The sequence below is a fragment of the Brevibacterium sp. SMBL_HHYL_HB1 genome, from assembly GCF_018208375.1.
GTDB lineage: Bacteria > Actinomycetota > Actinomycetes > Actinomycetales > Brevibacteriaceae > Brevibacterium > Brevibacterium intestinavium.
The window spans coordinates 3,418,202-3,435,509 of sequence record NZ_CP062936.1 but is presented as its reverse complement, the minus strand read 5'-3'; the positions used below and the strand labels follow the sequence as shown (position 1 = coordinate 3,435,509).

17 protein-coding genes are annotated in these 17,308 nt (G+C 66.5%); 11 read left to right on the top strand and 6 right to left on the bottom strand.

Annotation, left to right across the window (positions count from 1 at the left end; genetic code table 11):
• Positions 1-13: 13 nt before the first annotated feature.
• The 5 genes from IG171_RS15760 to IG171_RS15740 form a co-directional block, all read right to left on the bottom strand.
• Positions 14-454 carry a transposase gene (locus tag IG171_RS15760; RefSeq protein ID WP_212127466.1) on the bottom strand — a complete coding sequence of 147 codons (441 nt, stop codon included), beginning with the start codon at positions 452-454 and terminating at the stop codon, positions 14-16.
• A 27-nt stretch (positions 455-481) separates the two neighbouring features.
• A complete protein-coding gene (locus IG171_RS15755) occupies positions 482-1,624 on the bottom strand; it encodes a PLP-dependent cysteine synthase family protein (protein ID WP_212128307.1) in 1,143 nt (380 codons plus the stop codon).
• Positions 1,621-2,370 (bottom strand): PAS domain-containing protein, encoded by a 750-nt coding sequence (locus IG171_RS15750; RefSeq protein WP_212128306.1) that lies wholly within the window; start codon positions 2,368-2,370, stop codon positions 1,621-1,623. The genes IG171_RS15755 and IG171_RS15750 overlap by 4 nt, the downstream gene beginning before the upstream one ends.
• A gap of 239 nt (positions 2,371-2,609) precedes the next feature.
• Entirely contained in the window at positions 2,610-3,107 is a 498-nt protein-coding gene (locus IG171_RS15745) for an SRPBCC family protein (RefSeq protein WP_212128305.1), read from the bottom strand.
• Between the two features lies 1 nt (position 3,108).
• The gene (locus IG171_RS15740; RefSeq protein ID WP_212128304.1) at positions 3,109-3,462 is read right to left on the bottom strand and encodes a metalloregulator ArsR/SmtB family transcription factor; all 354 of its coding nucleotides are present in this window, start codon (positions 3,460-3,462) and stop codon (positions 3,109-3,111) included.
• A 265-nt stretch (positions 3,463-3,727) separates the two neighbouring features.
• On the opposite strand from IG171_RS15740, the gene IG171_RS15735 reads away from it, so the two are divergent.
• The 3 genes from IG171_RS15735 (at position 3,728) to IG171_RS15725 (ending at position 7,065) form a co-directional block, all read left to right on the top strand.
• On the top strand, positions 3,728-5,176 hold the full coding sequence (locus tag IG171_RS15735) for an amino acid permease (RefSeq protein WP_212128303.1): 1,449 nt from the start codon (positions 3,728-3,730) through the stop codon (positions 5,174-5,176).
• On the top strand, positions 5,173-6,084 hold the full coding sequence (locus tag IG171_RS15730; protein WP_212128302.1) for a universal stress protein: 912 nt from the start codon (positions 5,173-5,175) through the stop codon (positions 6,082-6,084). Before IG171_RS15735 ends, IG171_RS15730 begins: the two co-directional genes overlap by 4 nt.
• A gap of 129 nt (positions 6,085-6,213) precedes the next feature.
• Positions 6,214-7,065 carry a fumarylacetoacetate hydrolase family protein gene (locus tag IG171_RS15725; protein WP_212128301.1) on the top strand — a complete coding sequence of 284 codons (852 nt, stop codon included), beginning with the start codon at positions 6,214-6,216 and terminating at the stop codon, positions 7,063-7,065.
• 10 nt (positions 7,066-7,075) lie between these two features.
• Here the strand turns inward: IG171_RS15725 and IG171_RS15720 are convergent, their stop codons facing one another.
• On the bottom strand, positions 7,076-8,791 hold the full coding sequence (locus tag IG171_RS15720; RefSeq protein ID WP_212128300.1) for a hypothetical protein: 1,716 nt from the start codon (positions 8,789-8,791) through the stop codon (positions 7,076-7,078).
• Between the two features lie 268 nt (positions 8,792-9,059).
• Here IG171_RS15720 and IG171_RS15715 point away from each other — a divergent pair, with 268 nt between their 5' ends.
• The 8 genes from IG171_RS15715 (at position 9,060) to IG171_RS15680 (ending at position 17,301) form a co-directional block, all read left to right on the top strand.
• Complete coding sequence (locus IG171_RS15715) at positions 9,060-9,515, top strand: hypothetical protein (RefSeq protein WP_212128299.1); 456 nt, start codon at positions 9,060-9,062, stop codon at positions 9,513-9,515.
• 320 nt (positions 9,516-9,835) lie between these two features.
• Positions 9,836-11,116, top strand: coding sequence for a CaiB/BaiF CoA-transferase family protein (locus IG171_RS15710; RefSeq protein ID WP_212128298.1), 1,281 nt, complete (start codon positions 9,836-9,838; stop codon positions 11,114-11,116).
• Positions 11,117-11,193: 77 nt separating this feature from the next.
• Positions 11,194-11,754, top strand: a complete 561-nt coding sequence (locus IG171_RS15705) for a dihydrofolate reductase family protein (RefSeq protein ID WP_212128297.1) — start codon at positions 11,194-11,196, stop codon at positions 11,752-11,754.
• Between the two features lie 156 nt (positions 11,755-11,910).
• Positions 11,911-12,858, top strand: a complete 948-nt coding sequence (locus IG171_RS15700) for a hydroxymethylglutaryl-CoA lyase (RefSeq protein ID WP_212128296.1) — start codon at positions 11,911-11,913, stop codon at positions 12,856-12,858.
• Entirely contained in the window at positions 12,855-14,102 is a 1,248-nt protein-coding gene (locus IG171_RS15695) for a CaiB/BaiF CoA-transferase family protein (RefSeq protein ID WP_212128295.1), read from the top strand. Before IG171_RS15700 ends, IG171_RS15695 begins: the two co-directional genes overlap by 4 nt.
• A gap of 47 nt (positions 14,103-14,149) precedes the next feature.
• Positions 14,150-15,196, top strand: a complete 1,047-nt coding sequence (locus IG171_RS15690) for a tripartite tricarboxylate transporter substrate-binding protein (RefSeq protein ID WP_249203745.1) — start codon at positions 14,150-14,152, stop codon at positions 15,194-15,196.
• A complete protein-coding gene (locus tag IG171_RS15685; protein WP_212128291.1) occupies positions 15,193-15,777 on the top strand; it encodes a tripartite tricarboxylate transporter TctB family protein in 585 nt (194 codons plus the stop codon). Before IG171_RS15690 ends, IG171_RS15685 begins: the two co-directional genes overlap by 4 nt.
• 9 nt (positions 15,778-15,786) lie before the next feature.
• Positions 15,787-17,301 carry a tripartite tricarboxylate transporter permease gene (locus IG171_RS15680; protein ID WP_212128289.1) on the top strand — a complete coding sequence of 505 codons (1,515 nt, stop codon included), beginning with the start codon at positions 15,787-15,789 and terminating at the stop codon, positions 17,299-17,301.
• Positions 17,302-17,308: the final 7 nt, after the last annotated feature.

The following is a 17,308-nucleotide window of genomic DNA, read 5'->3' as shown; positions in this document are numbered from 1 at the left end:
AACCCGATTGCCTTTACTGTGGCGGGCTCATCCAGTCCGGCCTGGTCGCCTCGACCTCGGGCAGCGTCGGGTCTGTCGCGGTCGCGCTCTTGGACATCGCTTCCAAGAGCGCGGACGCTTTTCCCAAGATATCGACCGCAGCTTCAGACTTGGCCAGTTTGGCCTTCAACGCTTCGTTCTCGGCCTGCAGCTGTGTGAGTTGCTTCTTCTCAGCGGCTTTGAGCTTGTTGTCACTGGGATTGCCATTCAACCGATCCGATCGCGAGGTCAGGCAACCATTTTCTCTGTCCACGAACCACTGATAGATCGTTCTGGGATTGACCCCGACAGTCCGAGCCAACTGGGCTTTAGAACCCATCTCGATACATTTGTCATATTCGTCCAGGATCTCGAGTTTCTGGGCCGTGGTGAAATGCCCGCGGCTCGAGGAACGGGACGGAACTTCAAAAGACATAACAGACTTCTCTCCCCGCCAATATTGTCAGATAACTGTCACAAGACAGCCTGACACAGAGGGGGCCATGAACTCCTTCAGGCGGGCCCGGTGGTCCGAGGGGTCGATGCCGGCCTCGGCGAGCCATTCGGGGGAGTAGTACTTGTCGAGGTAGCGCTCGCCGGGATCGCAGATGAGGGAGACGATGCTGCCCTTCTGCCCGGCGGCACGCATCTGCGAGACGATGCGCAGCGCCGCCCACAGGCTGGTGCCCGTCGACGCCCCCGCCCGACGGCCGATGAGCTCTTCGAGCAGCTGGATCGAGGCGATCGACGCCGCATCGGGAACGTGCATCATCCTGTCGATGCTCGAGGGGATGAAGCTCGCCTCGACCCGCTGCCGGCCGATGCCTTCGATCCTCGACCCGTGTTCGGTCGTGGCCTCCGGGTCCTCGTTCCGCCATCCGGCGAAGAAGGCCGAATTGTCCGGATCGGCCACGCAGATTCCGGTCGACCGACCGGTGTAGCGGACGTACCTGGCCAGAGTCGCCGAGGTGCCTCCCGTGCCCGCGGTGGCGACGATCCAGGCCGGTTCCGGGTGCGGTTCGAGCGACATCTGGAAGAAGATCGACTCGGCGATGTTGTTGTTGCCCCGCCAGTCCGTGGCCCGTTCGGCATACGTGAACTGGTCCATGTAGTGCCCGCCGGACTCCGCGGCGAGCCGGGCGGCCACCTCGTAGACCTCGTTGGCATCGTCGACGAGGTGGCACTGACCGCCGTAGGACTCGATGAGCGAGATCTTCTTGGCGCTCGTCGTCCCGGCCACAACGGCGATGAACGGGACGCCGATGAGCTGAGCGAAGTACGCCTCCGACACGGCCGTGGAACCGCTCGAGGCCTCGACGACCGGCCGTCCGGGCCGGATCCACCCATTGCAAAGGGCGTGGAGGAACAGCGAACGGGCCAGGCGGTGCTTGAGCGATCCGGTGGGGTGGCTCGACTCGTCCTTGAGGTAGAGGTCGACTCCCCACTCGCTGGGCAGCGGGACCTGCAGCAGATGGGTGTCCGAGGTCCTCCTGGCCTCGGACTGCACGGCGTTGACGGCGTCGATCAGCCACCGGCGGGCAGCGCTGTCATAGCGGTTGATGTCCTCTCCGGCGAGGCTCGACCGCGGGACGTTCGTGTCGGTCATGACTGTCCTTCCGATGCTCGGGCTTGGAGTTCGTTGAGGTAGTTGTAGATGGTGAACCGGGTGACGTCGAGCGCCGAGGCGACCTCCGCCACGGCCTCCCTGACCTGGAAGACTCCGCGGCGGTCGAGCTCGGCGACGACCTCGAGCTTGTGGGACTTCTTCATCAGGCCGACGGGGACCCCGGCGCCCTGGATCACCTCGGCGACGATCTGATCGGTGAGATCGCCGACCGTTCGCGGGAACACCTCATGGGTGTCCGATCCCTCAGATCCCTCAGAACCCTCGGTCGCAGCGTTCTGCTCGGTCGCCGAGGTGGTGGGTTCGAGCAGCGAGCCGAGCAGCTCATGGGCGATCCTGACGTTGGTGACGTCGATGTTCAGGCACAGGGCCGCCATCGGCACGCCCGTGCCCGGCTCACGGACGATGATCGTGCTCGACCGTCCGGTGCGATCGCCGGGCAGGACAGTGGGATAGCCGATGATGTCGTCCTCGGCGCCGTCGAGGACGTGCTGGAGCAGAAGGTTCGTCGGCGGGGCGCCCACGGTGCGGCCGGTGACGCCTCCGGCGATGGCGTACACCGAATTGTCGAGGTTCGTGAGGTCGTGGACGACGACCTCGCAGCCCTCGCCGAGAGCGAGGGCGAGGGGCTGGCTGATGCCGGCCAGAAGATCGAGGGCTCCTCGCACCTTCTCGGGATCCGGCGCATGATCTGCCGCATGATCCGGTACGTGACCTGCCTCCGTCATCGCGGGTTCCTCCTGTCGGCGGCTGTGCGTCTCGATGGGTGCCGGATGGCTGTCGGGCAGTCACCCGACGCCGGTCCGATGACTGCCGATCCGAGAGTTTCAACTTCCAGTGGAAGTCTTGCACATTATTTCATTGTCGACGAATGCGGCCCCCCAGCGCGTTCGTTCGACAGGTGAATCGTCGGCGGGGGGCGGGCCCTCTGCCCGCCCCCCGCCGATCGCAGCGTGTCGTCCGCCGTCTATCCCTCGGTCAGCAGCCGATCGAGCTTGTTGTAGCCTTCGACGACTCCGTGCTCCATCCCCGAGGCGACCATGCCGTCACGCGATTCGACGGAGTCGAAGACCGCGGTCGAGTGCAGTCGGGTCCGACCGTCGCCGAGGTCGGTCAGCGTCATCGTCTCGAGGTTGACGGCATCGGGGAAGCCCTCGAAGGTGAAGGTCTGCACGATCCGTTCGTTCTCGCGCACCTCGTGGAAGGACCCGAAGAATCCGTATTCGCCGTTGTCGTCATGGGCCAGGTAGCTCCAGTTGCCGCCGGTCGTCGGATTCCATTCGCGGATCGTGTTCGTGATCGTGTCCGGGCCGCACCATCTGACGAAGAGCTCCGGGTCGACGTGGGCGCGGAAGACCCTGTCCGGGGCGGAGGCGAAGTCGCGCGTCATCGATATGGTCTGGACGCCCTCTGGGACGTCGAGCCAGAGCGTCGAATAGTCGGCTGCGGTGTCTGTGGTGGTCATGTCATGCTCCTCTGCGAGCTCTGGGTTCGTCCTCGTCCGCGTCCATCTGTTCGAGGACTGCGTCGAGGCGCTGGTAGCGCTGTTCTGCCTGCTGCTGGTACCGCTCGATCCATTTCGTCATCAGATCGAACACATCGCCTTCGAGGTGGACCGGTCTGCGCTGGGCTTCACGGGTGCGGGAGACCAGTCCGGAGTCCTCGAGCACCTTGAGATGTTTCGACACGGCCTGCACGCTCACCTCATAGGGTTCGGCGAGCTCGCTGACCGTCGCATCGGCCGCGCTGAGACGGGCGACCATGTCCCGCCGGATCGGATCCGACAGGGCCGCGAAGACCTTGGAGAGCTGATCGGCCATGGAGCCTCCCGGACGTCGAAACCATTATTCAACCAATTGGTTGAATTATAGTCTGGCCCTCATCTGCGTCGTTGTCAACCGTTTGGTTGAATGGAATTTCGGATCGACTCGCCGTTCGCTGTCGCCGACCAAGCTGACCTGACGTAGAGTCGCAACGACCACGCCGTCACAACGACCACGCCGTCACAACGACAGGTTCGTCGCAACGACAGGTTCGCTGCCGCGACCCGGTTCGCCGCACCGACAACGAAGTCAGGAGTAGAAGATGCCCACCCTGCGCCAGCAGCTGTTCCGAGTCAAACCGGTTCCGCGGCAGAAGGAAGACGTCGAGACCGACCTCAAACGCACGATCGGCCTGTTCTCACTGACGATGGTCGGCGTCGGCTCGACCATCGGCACGGGCATCTTCTTCATCCTCTCCGAATCCGTGCCCGTGGCCGGCCCGGCCGTGATCTGGTCGTTCATCATCGCCGGCATCGTCGCCGGCCTCGCCGTCATCTGCTATGCCGAACTCGCCGGTTCCGTCCCGGTCTCCGGATCGTCCTACTCCTATGCCTATGCCACCCTCGGCGAGCTGCCGGCCATGGGTGTCGCCGCCTGCCTCCTCCTCGAATACGGAGTCGCCGGAGCCGCCGTGGCCGTCGGCTGGTCGCAGTACGTCAACCAGCTGCTGTTCAACCTCTTCGGCTTCCAGATCCCGCACGCCCTGGCCTATGCGCCCGAAGAGGGCGGCATCGTCAACCTGCCTGCGATCGCCCTGCTCGCGATGTGCTGCTTCCTCCTGGTGCGCGGCACCGGCGAATCGATCGTCGTCAACGCCATCATGGTCTGCCTCAAGGTCGGCGTCCTCATCTTCTTCGTACTCGTGGGCGTGACCGGCTGGAACACCGACAACTTCGCCGACTTCGCCCCCTTCGGGCTCTCCGGAGTCGTCGCCGGATCCGGGCTGATCTTCTTCAGCTACGTCGGCATGGACGCCGTCGCCACGGCCGGAGACGAGACGAAGGACCCGAAGAAGACGATGCCCCGGGCCCTCATCGCCGCCCTCCTCATCGTCACCTCCGTCTACGTCCTCGTCGCCGTCGCCGCCCTGTCCGCCCAGCCGTGGGAGGAATTCGAAGGCCAGACTGCCGGTCTGTCGGCGATCCTCGAGAGCATCGTCGGCTCCCAGTGGCCGGGCACCGTCGTCGCCGCCGGTGCGGTGATCTCGATCTTCTCCGTCACGCTGGTCTCGATCTACGGCCAATCGCGCATCCTATTCACCATGGCCGGCGACGGGATGATGCCCAAGCTCTTCCGCGACGTCAATCCCCGCACGCTGACCCCGGTCAAGGGCACGATCGTCGTCACCGTCGTCATCGCCGTCCTCGCCGGGTTCATCCCACTGAACTTCCTCGCCGAGATGACCTCGATCGGCACCCTCGTCGCCTTCGTCGTCGTGTCCCTGGCCGTGATCATCCTCCGCGTGCGCGAGCCCGACCTCGAACGCGGCTTCAAGGTCCCCTTCTACCCGGTGCTGCCGGTGCTGTCGATCATCGGCTGCTTCTGGATCATCTCGAGCCTGCAGGTGATCACCATCGTCGTCTTCGTCATCTGGACGGCCGTCATCCTCGGCCTCTACTTCGTCTTCGGCCGCAAATCGTCCGTCCTCGGCAGGCAGATCGCCGAGGCGGGTCCCCGCCATCCCGATGAGCAGACAGGAGGTCGACCATGACCATCGTCGTCGGAGCCGCTCCCGGCCAGGACAATCGCGCTGCCGTGGACCTCGGCGTCGTTCTGGCCCGCACCTATGGCAAGACCCTGACCGTGGCCGCGATCAGCTCGACGGCCTGGCCGCCGAGCCGGGACAGGATCGACGCCGAATACCAGGAGCACATCCGCAGGATCGCCGAGGCGACCCTCGACCGGGCTCGCGAACTCGTGCCCGCCGACATCGAGGCCGACTACCTCGTCCGGGGAGCCGGGTCCTCGCGGCGCGGCCTGCTCGAAGTCAGCGACAGCCTCGACGCCGACCGCCTCGTCGTCGGTCCCGCCGTCGACGGCAAGGACGGCCGGATCGCTCTCGGTTCGGTGTCGAACGGGCTGCTCCACAGCGCGTCGCTGCCGGTGGCGCTGGCACCGGCCGGCTACCGCGCCGAGGCGGGGGCGAGGCTTGAGCGCATCAGTGCCGCCTACAGCGGTTCGTCCACCTCGGCGGGGCTCATCATCGGGGCCGCGATGGTCTCGGCGGCTGCGGACGTGCCCTTCCGGATCGTGTCCTTCGCTCCCCGCCCGCGCGTGATCTCCGCGGCGGGAATCGGTCTGAGGGCGGAATCGGAGGTCGTCGACGAATGGGCCGCCGTGGTCCGGGAGCACACGGACAAGATCCTGTGCTCGATCGACCAGCTCGACATCGCCCCCGGTCAGACGGACATGGCTGTGGGAACCGGACCCGATTGGGCGAAAGCGCTGGCCGCCGTGGAGTGGGAGCACCCCGAGGTGATGATGCTCGGCTCCTCCGGGCTCGGGGCGCTGAAGCGGGTGTCGCTGGGCAGCCACGCGATGCGGATCCTCCAGAACTCACCGGTGCCGGTCGTCGTCGTGCCCAGACGTGCGAAGGAGAGCTATATGCGCGGGGTGTGAGGGGGTCACTCGCGATGCGAGCCGCCCTTGAGATGTCCAATACTTGAACAGTTCCAATCTTTGTGGGCAGAGGCCTCTACCGTGGTCAACGGTCACAACGAAGTGGCTGAATCAAACGAGAGGAACCCTATGGAACTGCAGCGCTTGGGACCGATCGGCCAGGAGATCCCCGCGGCCTGCATCGACGGTGTCTGCTTCGATCTGCGGCCGCTGACTGCCGACATCGATTCGGACTTCTTCGCCGCGGGCGGGATCGAACGAGTCGCAGCGGCCCTCGACGCCGGGGAGCTCACGCCTCTGGCCGGGGCAGACGAGATGCGCATCGGCGCGCCGCTGACTCGGCCCTCATCGATCGTGTGCGTGGGAATGAACTACGCCGCGCATGCGGCCGAGGCCGGGGCCGAACCCCCGGAGCAGCCCGTCGTGTTCTTCAAGATGCCCTCGACCATCGCCGGGCCGACCGACCCGATCGAACTGCCGCCCGAGGCGACGAAGGTCGACTGGGAGGTCGAGCTGGGAGTGGTCATCGGCACCAGGACCTACAGAGTCGCCTCGGCGGGGGATGCGCTCGACCATGTCGCGGGCTACGTTCTGGCCAACGATCTGTCCGAGCGCCGCCTGCAGATCGAGGAATCCGGCGGACAGTGGTCGAAGGGCAAGAACCTGCCCGGATTCACCCCGTTGGGGCCGTGGATCCGACCCGCCGCCGAGGTGGACCCCGGTGACCTGCGCCTGCGGACCTGGGTCAACGGCGAAGTCCGGCAGGATTCGTCGACGAGCGATCTCATCTTCTCCGTCGCCGAGGTCATCCACCGGCTCAGCCAGGTGATGGCCTTCGAGCCCGGTGACGTCATCCTCACCGGCACTCCGGAGGGGGTCGCGATGTCCGGGAAATACCCGTACCTGGGCGACGGCGACGTCGTCGAACTCGAACTCGACGGCCTCGGCCGGCACCGGCAGGTCGTGACCGTCACCGGGTGAGCCGGGCCGTTCAGTCGGGCATGTGCTCGCTGAACTCGTCGCGAGTGGTGATGATCTTGCGCCGATAGGACGAGATCAGATACCGGGGGTCGCCGAGGACCACTTCGCTGAAGTCGTTGAGGTCATAGCCGATGGCCTTGAGCAGAGTCGCCGCCTTGGCCTTGGGGCTGGTGGACACGCCGAGGCGCTTCTGCAGCCTTCCGATCGTCATCGCCGTCGGGTTTCCTCCCGAGCGGGGGAAGAGGTCGTTGTTCTTGGCCGTGATCCAGAACAGCGCAGCGATGACGGTCCTGTCGGCGAAGCGGCGGCGGAAGATCTCGGGATCGGCACGGGCGATCTCCGTGAGCAGACGCAGGGTCACGGTTGCCAGTTCGGGTTCGCCGAAGAGCTCGTCTGATGCTTGGAGGATCGCGGTTTCGAGTGACCGCAGCCGGCCGATGATGTCGTCGGCGACACCGGTGGTCTCGAGCCCCTCGGAGGGCAGGGGCTCGGTGTCGAGGGAGCGGAGGGCGTCGTAGCTGCCGGCCGCCTCGGCGCAGGCGTCGAGAAGGAGCCTGCCGATCATCGATTCGGGGTCTTCGAGATCGGTCAGCAGCTCTGAGAGGTACTCGTCCGGTCCGGCGCCGGGGAAGGGCGAGTCGTCGCGGCGCTCGCCTGTGACCAATTCCTCGTAGCGGCTCCGGTTCGCTTCGATGGCCGCCAGGCAGTTGTCGGTGAAGACGTCGTCGATTCCGCTGCGTTCGTTGGCGTAGACGACCAGGGCGGACAGCGTCGTCGGCATCAGGAGCATGTAGTCGTCGGGGGCGATGTTCTTGCGTGGGTAGAGCTCGCACATCAGACGGGTGACGAAGCTGCCTGACCACCGCAGCGGATCGTTGTTGCCGTAGTTGGCCTGGAGTTCGAACAGCTGGTGGGCGTGTTCGGCTTCCTGTTCGCTGAGCTTCGCAGCATGCGGTGAGCGGAGGAAGTCCTCGACGATCTCGCTGATGTCCTCCGGCTCCCACATCCGGAAGTCGAAGCCCGTTCCGCCGGCGGGCAGGAGTCGGAGCATCCATTCGAGCAGACCGCGCATCCCGGGCCAGGTCTCGGTCTCGGACGGCGGATACATGTGCTCGCCCATGTCGAAGGCCTCGCTCAGCCGAGCTGCGGCATCGGCGAGGCTGAGATCGACGCGGTCGCCGGTGAACTCGGGGTTCGAGGCGACATCGGCCAGGACGCTGTCGATGGAGTCATCGATGAGGTAGGCGTCCTCGAGGAAGGGCGAGCCGCTGCGTTCGACGGCTGTTGCCAGAGTCGTCGGCCCGCCCGCCGTGGAGATCTCGAGGAAGATCGTCTCTTCGATCCTCACCTCGGAGATGACCGCGCTCGCCCGCCGGGGTCTGATCTGATCGGCGCGGTGGATCCATTCGGGCAGACTGTTCGACCCCGTGGCGGACAGATCCCGGTGGACGCGGCGACGGAAGATCTCGTCGCCGAGCATCTCCGCCCAGATCCGCAGCAGCGGTTCGGTCTCTGCGGCGACGTTGTCGAGCATCTCGATCCCGAGTTCTTGGATCGATGCGACGTCGGGTGACTGCTGCTGGGCGATCTCGTTGGCGGCCAGGAGGCTGCTGGCGAGGTCGAGGAGCATCGTCGGTGAGTCCATCGAGGTCGCCTGCGCGATCATCTCCAGCAGTTCGGGGCGCTCGGGGCTCAGGGGACCGGAACCATCGGGAGGTTGGGGCATAGGTCCAAGGCTAGAGGGTTTCGACCGTGCTCGATAGAGCCCGCGGGAACCTGGGCTGCGACGGGAGGTAGATTCCGAGGGGCCCTGGGCTGCGACGGGCGACGACGACAAGGGGCGGCGCATCCATGCAGATGCGCCGCCCCTCGGCAGTCCATTGGCGGTTCAGCGGTGGTGAGTCAGACGATCAGCGCTGCTGGTCGAATCCGCCCTGGCCACCGCCGGGTCCGCCCTGCTGACCGCCGGGTCCGCCTTGCTGGCCGGGTCCACCTTGACCGCCGCCGGGTCCTCCCTGACCGGGACCGCCTTGGCCGCGGTCGTCGCCGAAGCCGCTCTGCTGATCGCGATCGGCTCCGCCACCGGGGCCGCCGCCCTGCTGGCCGGGACCGCCCGAGCCGCCGGAACCGCCAGGTCCGCCCTGGCCGGGTCCGCCTTGACCGCCGCCGGGTCCTCCCTGGCCGGGCCCACCCTGGCCGGATCCGCTCTGCTGGCCGCCCGGACCGCTCAGGCCGCCGCCGGGTCCGCCCTGCTGGCCGCCTTGGCTACGGTCATCGCCGCCGACGCCGCCCTGTTGGCCGCCTGGGCCGCCTTGGCCACCGCCGGGCCCGCCCTGCTGACCGGGTCCGCCCTGCTGCTGGCCGCCCGGGCCACCCTGGCCGGGTCCGCCCTGGCCGGGCCCGCCCTGCTGTCCGCCGAAGTCGTTCTGACCGTTCTGGTTGTTGCCTGAGAAATCGTTCGATTCCATGTCAACTCCTTGTTCGGTGACGATTCGCCGCTGTCTGCGGCTTGCCTGCCAGTGTTGGACACTCGAGACGGAACTGACAACAGGGGGCAAGGAATATTGCGTGGAATTCGCTCAAGTCACAGCTGTTGTTCAAATACCGCGTCGAGTTCACATGATTCTCTACGGAGCCAACCGCGCACAGACTCCCTACCGACCGGTAGGATCAGCTCTTCGCCGAAGCCCCGACGGCGGATATCCACGCCGAAGCCGCCGACACCTGGCACTATGGGAGGACCGAACCACGCATGACTAGGAGCATCGACATGAGCAGGCACCGACTTCCCCTCACCGGTGTGCGAGTCCTCGAACTCGGCAACTACATCGCCGCGCCCACCGCTGGCCGCATGCTCGCCGACTTCGGCGCCGAGGTGATCAAGGTCGAACGCCCGGAGACAGGCGACGAGATCCGCAATTGGCGGCTCAAGGCCGGCACCACCTCGATGCTCTACCGCACGATCAATCGCAATAAGAAGTCCGTCGAACTCGACCTGCGCTCCGAAGAGGGGCGCGAGGCCGTGATCGAACTCGTCCGCCGTTCGGACATCCTGCTCGAGAACTTCCGTCCCGGCACCCTGGAGAAGTGGGGGTTGGGCCCGGACGTCCTCGAGGAGGCCAACCCGGAACTCGTCTTCGTCCGCATCTCCGCATTCGGCCAGACCGGTCCCATGTCCTCCAGGCCCGGTTTCGCGGCCGTGGCCGAAGGCTACTCGGGCTTCCGCGAACTCGTCGGTGACCCCGACCGCCCACCCGTGCGCGTGGGCATCTCCATCGGCGACTCGATCGCCGGGATGCAGGCCGCCTTCGGAGCCGTGATGATGCTCTTCGACCGTCAGCGTCAGAAGATCACCGGAGCCGCCGAGGCGGTCGTCGGCTCCGCGCACAGCTTCGAAGGAGAGGGCCCGCTGTCCGAGAGAACCGTCGACGTCGCACTGAACGAAGCGATGTTCTCCGTCATGGAATCCCTTGTTCCCGACTATTCGGCCTTCGGCGAGATCCGCACCCGCACCGGCGGGCGGATGGAGGGCATCGCTCCGTCGAACGGCTACCTCTGCGCCGGTGGGAAGTCCGTGGTCATCGCCGGAAACGGGGACGGGATCTTCGGTCGGCTGATGAACGCCATCGACCGCCCCGACCTCGCCGAGGATGCCGAGCTGCAGACGAACGCCGGACGGTGGGAACGTCGTGAGGAACTCGACGAAGCGATCGGTGCCTGGTGTGCCGAACGCGAAGTCGACGAGGTCGTCGAGGTCCTCGAGGACGTCGGCGTCCCCGCGGGGCCGATCTACACCGCCGAAGACCTCGTCGCCGATGAACAGCTGGCCGCCCGCGGGATGATCCAGAACCACGACGTGTCCACCGGCGAGGAGGTCCTCGAGGACGTCGCCTTCCCCGGCATCACCCCGGTCATCGGCGGCGAATCGGTAGCCATCGACCACCTCGGGCCCGACCTCGGCGAACACACCGAGGAAGTGCTCGACTGGTTGGGGCTGACCTCGGATCAGGGAGCGTCTCCGGATCCGGACCAGGACAGCCACGAGGACTGAGAACAGCAGCCTCCTCCGGCAGCGATTGCCAGCGAATATCTCTTCCGGCGGCGATCGCCCAGGTCTATTCTTATGCCATGGGCGAGCTGAGGTACTCGATCAACGTCACCGTCGACGGCTGCTGCGACCATCGCGTCGGAGTCATCAGCGATGACTTCCACCTTCACCATGCGAACAACCTCAAACGTGCCGACGGGCTGATCTTCGGCCGCATCACCTACCAGATGATGGAAGACGCCTGGCGTCGACCCGACGGTGACACGACCCCGGAGGCAGACCTCGACCCGTTCGTCGCGGCCATCGATCCGGCCCGCAAATACGTCGTCTCGAGCACCTTGGACCGCGTCGATTGGAACTCCGAACTCATCCGAGACGATCTCGGAACTGCAGTCCGCGAGCTCAAGGAACAATCCGTGACCGGGCTTGCGGTCGGGGGAGTGACGCTGCCGCTCGCGCTGGCCGAACTCGGCCTCATCGACGAGTTCGAATTCGTCATCCACCCCTGCATCGCCGGCCACGGACCCTACCTCTTCGCCGGACTGAGTGACGTCGTCGACCTGGAACTCGTCGACCGCAGTGAACTCGAAGCAGGTCACGCGATCCAGACGTACCGGCCGAAGAACCGAGCTTCCCGATAAACGGGACTGACGGCAGTCAATTCTCCCAGCGCTCTCACATGACGAACACAGCCTGTTGTCTGAGATGAGCGCGCTGTATAACGAGAGTGAGCCCTCGCACAGTCGCGAGGAGGCGAGCAGCGTCCCATTCTTCGGGAACATGTGAGAAGGAGTGCCATGGTCCGGCCTGACACCGTCGACATCCTCGACACCACTCTGCGCGACGGTCTCCAGATCGAGAAGGCGATCGTGCCCACCGAGACCAAGGTCGCGCTGGCCGAACAGCTCATCGCCGCGGGACTCAAGCACATCGAGGTCGGTTCCTTCGTCAACCCGAAGAAGGTCCCGCAGATGGCCGACACCGACGAACTGCTGCGCCGCCTCGCCCCGCACGAAGCCGACGGCGTCGAGTTCTTCACCCTCGTGTTCAACCTCAAGGGCGCCCAGCGGGCCGTCGACGCCGGGGCCAAGAGCATCAAGCTCGTCCTCTCGGCCTCCGAAGGACACTCGCAGGCGAACTCCGACGCCTCCATCGCCGAGGCGAGCGAACGCCTCATGGACGCCGCGAACTTCGCCCGTGACCAGGGTCTGCGCTTCGACATCACGACCGCCGTCAGCTTCATCTGCCCCTTCGACGGCATCACCGAGCCCGACCACCTCGTCGAGGTCCTCCGCCCCTTCGTCGCCGCCGGAGCCCACGGCATCGGGGTGGCCGACACCATCGGCAACGCCAACCCCTCCCTGGTGCGACGCAACACCTCGGCGGTGCTCGAGGCCTTCCCGGACAGGCCCGTCAACCTCCACCTCCACGACACCTACAACTTCGGCATGGCCAATGTCATCGCCGCCCTCGACCTCGGGATCGATTCCTTCGACGCGGCCATGGGCGGGCTCGGCGGATGCCCCTTCGCCCCGGGCGCGGCCGGCAACATCGGCACCGACGACCTCGTCCACCTCCTCCACCGCGAAGGCGTCGCCACCGGCGTCGACGTCGAGGCGCTGACCGCGGTCCGTGAACCGCTCATCTCCGCCGTCGGCCACGGACTGACCTCGAGCCTGTCCGACATCCCGGCCACCCCCGCGGTCCTCGACGATCGCTTCGCCCCCACGGGTGAAACAGCATGACACCGCAGCCCGCTCAGCCCCCGTCAGAGGACGCATCGCCACCGGCCCACGAGCCGCTGCCGCTCGACGGCATCCGCGTCATCGAGTTCTCCCACATGGTCATGGGGCCCAGCTGCGGGATGATCCTGGCCGACCTCGGCGCCGAGGTGATCAAGGTCGAACCGCGTGGGCCCGGCGACAAGACCCGCTACCTGCCCGGTTCGGGATCCGGCCTGTTCCCCGCGTTCAACCGCAACAAGCACAGCGTCCAGCTCGACATCGCCGAGGCGGCCGATCGGGACCGCGTCCTCGACCTCATCGACTCCGCCGACGTCCTGCTGGAGAACTTCCGGGTCGGGAAGATGGAGTCGATGGGCTACGGATACGAGGAGCTCTCGGCCCGCAATCCGCGACTCATCTACTGCTCCCTCAAGGGGTTCCTGTCCGGACCCTACGGGGACCGGGCGGCCCTGGACGAGGTCGTGCAGATGCTCGGCGGGCTCGCCTATATGACCGGCCCTCCCGGCCAGCCGCTGCGTGCCGGAGCCAGCGTCAACGACATCATGGGCGGCATGTTCGGCGTCATCGGCATCCAATCGGCGCTGCGGGTCCGCGAGACCACCGGCCGCGGCAAGCTCATCAACTCCGCCCTGTTCGAGAACAACGCCTTCCTCGTCGGCACCCACATGGCCCAGGCCCAGATCAGCGGTGAACCGCCCCGACCGATGCCGACCCGGCAGGCTACCTGGGCCGTCTACGACATCTTCCGCGATATCGATGACAACCAGGTCTTCGTCGCCGCCGTCTCCGACGGGCAGTGGCGCGACCTCTGCGAGGAGTTCGGACTGACCGGGCTGGCTGCCGACCCGGACTTCCTGACCAACCAGGGGCGGGTCGACCAGCGCGAACGCATCCACCGCGAACTCCAGACGGTGCTGTCGACCCTGACGCTGGCCGAGATCGAAGACAAGTGCACCCGCCGCGGTCTGCCGGTCGCCCCGGTCAACTCCCCGGCCGATCTCACCTCCGACCCCCACCTCGTGGCCTCCGGAGCACTGGCGGCGACCGGGCTGCCGACCGGGGCCAGCGTCGATGTGCCGCTGCTGCCGCTGACCTTCGACGGCCGCAGGCTCGGTCTGCGCAGCGATGTGCCCGAACCCGGCCGTGACAACGCGCACTACCTAGACGGTCCCGCCGTGCCGGAGACGCCGCCCTCGGCAGCCCCGCAGCGGCCCGACGACAACCGACCATCCAGCGACAACTGAATAAGTGCGAGATAACTGAACACACAAGGGGAAGAGACATGCGATCGATGAGGATCACACGCACCCGGCGGGCCGCCTCGGCGAAGGTGAGTGCACGCGCACGGGCGGCCAAGGTCGGTGCCGTGCTCGCGGGCCTGGCCCTCGTGGCCACCGCCTGCGGCAACAAGGCACAGCCCCCGGGCGAGGGCGGGGACTACCCGAAGGGGCCGGTCACGGTCACCGCGCCGGCCGAACCCGGATCCGGGTGGGACACCACCGCCCGGGCGATGGTCGAGGCCCTCCAGACCGAGGACATCGTGTCCACCCCGCTGCCGGTGCAGAACAAACCCGGCGGCACCGGCTGCTCGTGGATCACCTCGATGATGCAGCAGGAGAAGGGCAAGGACGACCAGATCGCCGTCACCTCCCTGGCCAGTCAGACGATGAAGGCCCGCGACCTGTGCGAATACGGTCCCGAGGACACCACGCTCATCGCCACCCTCTACGTCGAGGACTTCATGGTCGTGACGCCCGAGGACGGGGACTTCGACGACCTCGACGCGCTGATCGATGCGCTGAAGGACGACCCGCAGAAGGTCACCGTCGCCGCCGCCGGTGACGACACGTTGCCGTTCGCACTGTTCGCGAAGGAAGCCGGAATCGACCCGGCCGACATCAACTTCGTCAACTACGACGGCGGAGGCGAACAGACCACGGCCATGCTCAACGGGGATGCGAAGGTCGCGATCGCCGGGATGAGCGAGTTCCGTTCGGTGCTCGAATCCGGTGACCTCAAACCGCTCGTGACCTTCGCCGAGAAGCCCCTGGCCGCCCCCTTCGACTCGGTGCCCACCGCCAAGGACTCCGGCTACGACGTCACCCTCGGCAATTGGCGCGGCGTGTTCGGCCCCGCCGAGATGCCCGATGAGGCCGTGGACTTCTGGGCCCAGGCGCTCGAGGAGATGAGCGGGACCGACGCCTGGCAGGAGACCCTGGAGAACAACCAGTGGACCGAGGAGTTCCTCACCGGCGACGACGCCCAGGCCTACGTCGACGAGGCGGCGAAGACGGTCGAGGAAGGCGTCAAGGAAACCGATCTGGGCAACGGCGAATGACCGCGCAGCGCACCGATCTCATCACCGGCGGGGCCATCGCCGTCATCGGCGCGGTCTACTACATCGCGACGTTCTCCATCCAGGAGACCGCGAACATCGTCACCCCGCGCACCTTCCCCGCGATCGTCGGCATCGCGCTCATCGTGCTCGGCCTCTTCCTCGCCGGTCAGGCCGTGTACAGGGCCCGGAAGGCCGCCCTCGCCGAGACGGGGCCCGGGAACCGCATCAATGGGACGGGGTCCGGGAACGGTGCGGCCGCCTCGGCGGGGGAGTCGGCGGCCTCGGCGGGGGAGTCGGCGGCCTCGGATGAGACGGCCGGCGAACCCTCCCTGGAGGCCCCGCCGGAACCTGCCGCGCGGAAGGTCGTGTTCCAGTTCGCGCTCTTCTTCGTCTACCTGGCCATCCTCATCCCGGTCGGCTTCCTGCTCTCGACCGCGGCCTTCCTCATGGGGCTGACCAGCATCTACTCTCCGCAGAAGTGGATCCGCAACCTCATCTTCTCCATCGGCTTCGCACTCGTGGTCTACCTCGCCTTCGTCTACGGACTCGCCGTGTATCTGCCGGTCGGGATCCTGGGTTAGGGGGCGGATATGGACACTCTCATCGATCTGGGAGGCGGCTTCGCCTCGGCGCTGGAGCCGGCCAGCCTCGCCTTCGCCCTCCTCGGCGTGCTGCTGGGCACGGTCGTCGGCGTGCTCCCGGGCATCGGACCGATCTCGGCGATCGCGATCCTCATCCCGGTCTCCTTCGGCATGGAGCCCGTGCACGGGCTCATCCTGCTCTGCGGCATCTACTACGGGTCGATGTACGGCGGATCGATCACCGCCACACTCATCAAGACCCCCGGTGAGGTCGCCAGCGCGGTGACCGCCATCGAAGGCTACGAGATGGCCCGCCGCGGTCGGGGCAAGGCAGCGCTGGCGACCGCGGCGATCGGGTCGTTCCTGGCCGGGACGCTGGCGATCATCGGGCTGACGTTCCTGTCGCCGGTGCTCGTCAAGCTCGCGAGCGTCTTCGGCGCCACCGAGTACTTCCTGCTCATGGCCACCGCCCTGCTGTTGGCGTCGACGATGTCGGCGGGATCGCGGACCAAGGCGCTCATCTCGATCTTCATCGGGCTGGCCGTCGGGCTGATCGGCCTGGACTTTCAGACGGGGCTGCCGCGGCAGACCTTCGGCATCGACCTGCTCTCCGACGGAGTGGACTTCACGATCTTCGCGATGGCTCTGTTCGCCATCCCCGAGGCGATCCGCAACCTCGCGCTCGGGCGCGGGGCGAAGGAGAGGATCCAGAGCTTCGGCGACGACAAGTGGATGACGCGACAGGACTGGCAGCGCTCGGCCGGGCCCTGGGCACGCGGTTCGGTGCTCGGCTTCATCATCGGCATCCTGCCCGGCGTCGGGCCGTCGCTGGCATCCTTCATGTCCTACATCATGGAGAAGCGGATCTCGAAGCGGAAAGAGGAATTCGGTCACGGAGCCATCGAGGGCGTCGCCGGTCCCGAGGCGGCGAACAATGCCGGTGTGGGCGGCGCGATGATCCCGCTGTTCAGCCTCGGCATCCCGGGTTCGGCGACGACGGCGCTGCTGCTGTTCGTGTTCACGATGTACGGGCTGCAGCCGGGACCGCTGATCTTCCGCGACGAGTCGGGCCTGATCTGGACGATCATCGCGAGCATGTACATCGGCAACATCGCGCTCATCATCCTCAACCTGCCGATGGTCGGAGTCTTCGTCAAACTGCTCAAGATGCCCAAGGAGATCCTCTTCTCCGCGATCCTCGTCCTCGTCGTCATCGGTGCCTACGCCATTGAGTTCAGCCTCTTCGGGCTGATGATGCTCGGCATCTTCGGCGTCATCGGCTACCTCATGGACAGGGGCGGCATCCCATTGGCTCCGGCGATCCTCGCGCTCGTGCTCGTGCCGCTGCTCGAGGACAACTTCCGGCGGATGCTCCAGATCTCCGGCGGCTCGTTCGCGCCTCTGATCACCCGGCCGGTGTCCCTGTCGATCATCATCCTCATGGTGGTCGGCATCGTGGGACCGATCGTCTTCCGCTGGTGGGTGAGTCGTCGCAGGCTGCTCGCCGATGTCACGGTGTCGTGATGGTGTG